Genomic DNA, 5,949 nt, shown 5'->3' with positions numbered 1-5,949 from the left:
ACAAGGCGCACTGGAAGAAATATTAGTCCTGTAGGGCTGGCCGGAGATTCCACCCCGAGACAAGCCGACTACCGCTGAGTAGTTGAGCCTGCTCCGTTGGCTCCGAAATCGATCGAAAGTAATTGAGATCAATCACTCTGGCTCATGGAATATAGAAAACTGCTCGGAGGTATCCCTCGTTGTGCAGGAACTCCAGCAGATCACATAGAGGAATCAACGCTACTAAGAAAAGGGAGTCTCGGAACGCGGTAGACAAAGCCGAGGTGCGGAAGGTGACTTCTGCGTCGAGCTTCATCAATAGCGGGTTCGGCATGAAAAATGGAGTTCGTGCCGCATAGTCGTCATAGGCAGAGCCGAATTTTGATCTGAGATATTCGCTCTCGCGCCGCGCGGCGTAGGCGAACAGAAAAAAGAAAGTCGGCACGAAAGCGGCTGTGATCAATACGGACCCGATCATCAAACTCACGCCCAGTATCGCCAGCATCGACGAAGCGTAAAGCGGGTTCCTGGTTATGGAATAAGGGCCGGTGGTTACTAGGTGTCTGTTCTTGCGTTGGCCGATATACAGCGTTGCCCAGAGACGGCCCAGAACACCTGCGATGACGAGAACGACGCCAATGTTCTCAGATAGTTGGTGCAAAGCTGCTCCTGCGTACAGGGGACGAGTTAGGAACACGACAACAAAAAAGGTCGTCGTAGCGAGCCAAAGCCCGCGGATGCGTTTCTTCTGCAAAAAGGGTTTGTTAGTGCTCGATGCCTCCATTCGGACGTCCCTCCCGATCCATTTTGCGTGGCACTGGTTGGCGCTTTAAATGACTGAAAAAATGGTCCTGTCTCAGCTAGGTTACCGGAGTAAACTCATAGACCGCAGCATTATCCTGCACCTCACGTAGCCCCTTGTAGGATGCGTGCCGCAGTTTACCGTCGTGGGTCCAGGCACGATATTCGATCTCTGCGATGAGGGTGGGCTGCACCCAGGCGAGGTTCTTACGCCTCCCCTCATATTTGACGGGTGGTGTCTTCCGCTTGATCCGGTCCAGCGTCTTTCGAAGGTATTCGGCGCTGCGCTCGTTGAAGCCTGTCCCGACCGAACCGACGTAGACCCAATCATCTCCCTTGCGCGCCGCCAGCAAAAGACTGCCGATGCCCGATCGCGCCACCAGGGAAAGCTCGTAGCCCACGACGATGAAGCTACCTGACTGGGTGCACTTGACCTTGATCCACTCACCGAACCGGCCAGACCGATAGGGGGCGTCTTTGTATTTGGCGATGATGCCTTCGAGACCATGCTCGCAGGCCGCGTCGAAGATATCGCGTCCGTCGCCGTCAATGGTTTCAGACAGACGGATAGCGCCCGTTTCATTTTTTAGGAGTGATTGGAGGAAGTAGCGGCGAGAAGTCAGTTCGAGGCTGCGAATATCGTGGCCGTCGAAGTACAACAGGTCGAATGCGAACATAATGGCGTCGCCGGCCGGCAGCTTCCCTCCCCGACCGCCTAACGAGTTCTGCAGCTTACCGAAGTGGGGCCGCCCTTCCTCGTCGAGAACAACTGCCTCGCCATCCAGAATGGCGGTACCAACGCCGAGACGCTTGGCCGCATCTTCAATGCCAGGAAAGCGATGCGTCCAGTCATGACCGCCGCGGGTAAGTATCCTTACATGGCCATTGTTCAGATGGACGGCGATCCTGTACCCGTCCCATTTTAATTCGTACAGCCAATCCGGCCCGACTGGTGGACGCGACTTTATGAGCGCGAGACACGGCTCGACGCGGTCAGGCATTGGATCGAACGGAAGTCGTGGTTGCGATGGATCGCGTGGCTTTCGTGCACGCGAACGAAGCGGCGTTTCGTCTGCCAGGAGTGGCTTGGAAGGTGGTGACTTTGCCATCCGGAGATTAAATAAGAGAAAGCTTGAAAAGACAATTAACCTGATGTGACGATTGGCACGGGATAGCAAGGTTGAATGGGGCTTGACGCGGCGAGCTCTCAAGGCCACATGTCTTTTCGCTCGGGCGGGAGCGGAAACCAATATCATCGACAACATGCGGCTGTCGGCAACCTCTTCAAGGAGAGGCGCCATGCGCATGGCCTATTATCCGTCCGACTTCATTGGGCACGAGCTTCGATATTCCTGTGAGAAATGCCAACGCAGCGGCTCAACGGCTGCCGCGGACGGCCTCGCCCGCTACGGCAACAAGCCCATGCCGGAACTGCGCTACGACTTCGCCAAGGAGTTTGGCCGCAATCGCGGACACGATGCACCGTTCAACGATAACTGCCAGATAAGGTATGACCATTCTGCCGAGGAGATGCTGGGCATTGAGGTGCCGCCCCGTAAGGCCGATCACGAGAGAACGCTCGGCGAGCTGGCGCAGTACGAGTTTCTGTTTGCGCTATGTCCGGAGTGCAATCGCCGGAAGCCTATCGATCGCTGGGGGATACAGAAGAAGGTTGGGAAGGGATTGACGCTGCGGCAGGTCGCAGGCCTCATGCGATGCAAGTGTGGGTACAAGGGCGCCCTCTTGATGGTGAGGCATTTGTCGCGAGACTGAAGGGAGGTTTAGGAATGTGCGGACGCATCTACATCAAGGCAACTCTCGAGGAGATGCTGCAGAACTTCGCGTTCGCCGACCGCGGTGACGTCGGGAGCCTCAGCAACCAGCTCCCGAGGTATAACGGCGCCCCTTCCCTCTACTTATCCGATCATCATTCGCGACATGGTGCGCGAGCCTGATATCATGGGGCCGGTCTTCGTTTCAGCTCGTTGGGGCCTCCAACCGTCTTGGATGAAGCCGGGAGGCCGACCGCCTCCGATCAACGCACGTCGCGAGGGCATCGCCACCAATGGCCTGTTCAAGTCGGCGTATCGATTACGTCGGTGCCTCGTGCCAATCAACGGCTACTTCGAATGGAAGGACATCTACGGGACGGGCAAGAACAAGCAGCCCTACGCGATTGCCATGGCCGATGACAGCCCTTCGCGCTCGCCGGCATATGGGACACATGGCGTGATCCAACCACCAGCGTCGAGATCCGCAATTTCGCGGCCATTACGTGCCCACCAAACGAGATGATGGCGACAATCCATGACCGAATGCCGTCATCTTGCATCGAGGCGATTACGACCGGTGGCTATCACCGGAGCCAGACCCGGACGACCTCATGAGGCCCCTCCCCGCCGAACTGATGAAGATGTGGCCGGTCGACAGAAAGGTCGGCTCGCCAAGGAACGATACGGCGGACATCATCGACGAGATCGACCCTGATCCCGAACCGACGATGATCTGATCGAGGCCAGGCCAGCGCCTAGTCGCAGACGTTCCTGTATCGCACGACCCGGTGGCCGTGGCGGTATCCGTAGTATCTCTGTGTCCAGCAGCGTTGGGCGTAGCGATATCCAGGGCCGTCATAGTCGTCATCGTACACGTCGCGTGGTGAATAACGATAGTACCGCGGGGCTGGAGGATCATCGTAGTAGCGAGGGCCGGTGCCATACTCAAAGTAGATCTGAGCGAATGCCGGCGACGCTGACAACGTAGTCGCGAACGCCAGCGCAGCGATAGCGAGCTTCTTCATCTCTTATTCCCATTCCGATTTGCGCATACTCGTTAGCAAGGCGGTATCTCATGCCTCGGGTCTTAATACGTCATTAGTGTTGTTCCTGAACATCGGACCTAAGTCCGAGATGGATCGGACTCGGGTCTGGTGGGTTCAGGACCTTTGTCCGACTGGTCAAGCGAGCCCTATCCTGCATAACTTGTGGCGTCCCAAACCCACCGGACGCCGGAATGCTCCGGGCACGCGCCCCTCGCGTGCAAACCCCTCGGCGCATTCCGGAACCCGCCCAGAAACGACTGGCACGGTTGACGCTTAACCATCATGTGCATCAGACCTAGTCCGTGGTGGTGCGGCATATTGAGCGTAAGATACGCGTGTCCCGAAAGCTTAGCGGCTGGGGCGGCACACTAGGGAAGTCTTCGTCCATCCCAGCTCGCGGAGGCTTCCCGCAAATTGCCAGCGTCAGCTGTTCCGATAGTCTACCACCGGCTCATGCGGCATTGACTGACGGCTGGGAGAAAGAGACTCCCAGGAAGATACCTGACGCCATGCGATACGGCAGGAACGAAAAACGCGACCATCTGAAAGATGCAAATCGAAGTCCGCTGGTGGGACTGCAATAGCGCCATCCATATAGACGCGCGCCGCCGTCTGAAAGGTCCTCGACACATCCAGAACGCTGGAACCTCCATTGAGAAGTTTTCGCGCCGGTGAGCGTGCGCCTCCGATGAGTTTTCCTGCCGTCCATAAAACGTCCTGCCTATGCCCCTCCACCGTGTACGCAGGGATCGTAAAAACTGAGTATACGAGCCGGTGATGGCAACCAGAAAAAACCCCGCCGAAGGAAGCGGGGTGGGAGTTAGTGTGACTGGAAAGGGTCTGAACAAGAGTGCTCAAGTCCTGACAAGTAACGCACACTAGTCTGCCGGGGTTCCAGTACGCAAGCGTACCGTCTGGCAGAAAATGATCCCCGCAGTCGCGGTTGCGGGGCAATTGAGCATTGAGGCTTCGCTGGGAGAAAGTTACCCGAAGCCCGACCCTAAACGGAGAAGACGCGCGTTTGGTTCCTGCCTTCGGTAACCCTGCGGCGCTCAGAATTAGCAAAGAAAATGCCCTCCGTCGGGGTATCAGCGCAGAGGGCCAGTTCTGAGAAAGCACCCTCGGGAGGGCGGTCCCGAAAGCACCGTGACATTCTAACCCTAATTTAAAGTGTCGCTAATATTTTCTTGCAGCGCTCGCTCGAAGAGGGTGGGGTTGAGTTGGGGAGGTTATCTCAGGGCGGGCCGAACGCCTATGTTCTCAGTTCCGCCAATTTAAAAAACGCCGCGACAATCCCTCTGTTCCGGTACGTCAGCGAACACACCAAAAAATGGCCCCGCTGAAGGAAAGCGGGGCCAGAATTGGGGGTCATGGAGTGGAGGAATCGAGTCTCGCTCTCACGTTCCTCCGCCTTGACCAACGCAGCGATGTCACCGCCGGTTCCGTAGAGGCTGGCAATTTCTCGTATCGAGATGAGAAGGACCCGCAGTCGCGGATGCGGGGCTAAAGGAGCAATGAAGCTTCGCGGGAGCGGTGGGGTCCGCAAAAGCCAATAGCAAAACCGCTAGCGTCGCGTCCGGTTCCGGTTTGCTAGCGAACCCGTGGTGCTCCACCAGGCACGGAACAAATATCGAAGTTGCTGGTTTAAGTCGCACGGAACGGGTTTCCCCTCTTCGCCGCTCCCGCTTAAACTGCATTTGCCTTAGAGCCCCGCTTAGCCTCCACGCCGGCGGGGTCTCTTTGTTGACTAGCCGCGAAAATCAAAGTTGGATTTGGTGAAAATCGACGGCATCCTACTGGCGTCCAAACTTCTGACCTTGCCCCGCTCTACGCGGGGCTTTTTTTCGGACTTCTGTCCCGACTATCGATCTTCCTTGCCCCGCGCTTGTGCCCATCAGGCAGTTTTTTTCGCGTCCACTACACCGGCGGGATTGCGACCGCATGGCCAAGGATTGAGACCGCCACCAACAGTACGCACATCAACCCGATGAACGCCGTCACACTGAGAGCGATGAAATGTTTCTGATTCATCGTTTGGAGATAGCAAGCCTCATGGCGCCCGCCTAGGGCGGCTACTCGTCACGCACGACTATCCCTGCCCGGCCTTGAGAAGTTGGCGGCCCCTTCCAAGGCCAGATACGACGTGCTCTTGCCTTGAGCGGGAACCGTGAGATCACTTCCTCACGCGACCCGAACCGACCCTGACAGCATTCAGGCTCGGGGCGCCGTAAATGTCGCATCGAGCTCATGTCGTCGAATTCGACGCTCACGCCCCGAGAGTTGCTGGAATTGCTCCTTCTTCGTCTACCCGCTGAATAGCGGGAACAAAGTGTTACGGGCGGGGTTTAAAG

The 5,949-nt window shown here is 57.1% G+C and carries 3 protein-coding genes and 1 pseudogene; 2 read left to right on the top strand and 2 right to left on the bottom strand.

What is annotated here, in order from left to right; genetic code table 11:
* Positions 1-142: 142 nt before the first annotated feature.
* Together AAAB35_RS29270 and ligD are read right to left on the bottom strand one after the other, a co-directional pair.
* A complete protein-coding gene (locus AAAB35_RS29270; protein ID WP_112643830.1) occupies positions 143-763 on the bottom strand; it encodes an isoprenylcysteine carboxylmethyltransferase family protein in 621 nt (206 codons plus the stop codon).
* Between the two features lie 76 nt (positions 764-839).
* Positions 840-1,889: a non-homologous end-joining DNA ligase gene (gene ligD / locus AAAB35_RS29265; RefSeq protein WP_112825978.1), complete on the bottom strand. Its 1,050-nt coding sequence runs from the start codon at positions 1,887-1,889 to the stop codon at positions 840-842.
* A 190-nt stretch (positions 1,890-2,079) separates the two neighbouring features.
* Between ligD and AAAB35_RS29260 the strand changes: the two genes are divergently transcribed.
* Together AAAB35_RS29260 and AAAB35_RS29255 are read left to right on the top strand one after the other, a co-directional pair.
* Positions 2,080-2,553 (top strand): hypothetical protein, encoded by a 474-nt coding sequence (locus tag AAAB35_RS29260; RefSeq protein WP_340671838.1) that lies wholly within the window; start codon positions 2,080-2,082, stop codon positions 2,551-2,553.
* Positions 2,554-2,567: 14 nt separating this feature from the next.
* Positions 2,568-3,289, top strand: a pseudogene (locus AAAB35_RS29255) (SOS response-associated peptidase).
* Positions 3,290-5,949 lie beyond the last annotated feature (2,660 nt).

The organism is Phyllobacterium sp. (assembly GCF_037994425.1).
GTDB lineage: Bacteria > Pseudomonadota > Alphaproteobacteria > Rhizobiales > Rhizobiaceae > Phyllobacterium.
This window is presented reverse-complemented; position numbering and strand designations above follow the sequence as displayed.

Excerpts from the sequence above, each read along its gene's own strand:
- AAAB35_RS29270 (WP_112643830.1), bottom strand. The coding sequence starts at position 763 with ATGGAGGCATCGAGCACTAACAAACCCTTTTTGCAGAAGAAACGCATC.
- AAAB35_RS29260 (WP_340671838.1), top strand. The coding sequence starts at position 2,080 with ATGCGCATGGCCTATTATCCGTCCGACTTCATTGGGCACGAGCTTCGA.
- ligD (WP_112825978.1), bottom strand. The coding sequence starts at position 1,889 with ATGGCAAAGTCACCACCTTCCAAGCCACTCCTGGCAGACGAAACGCCG.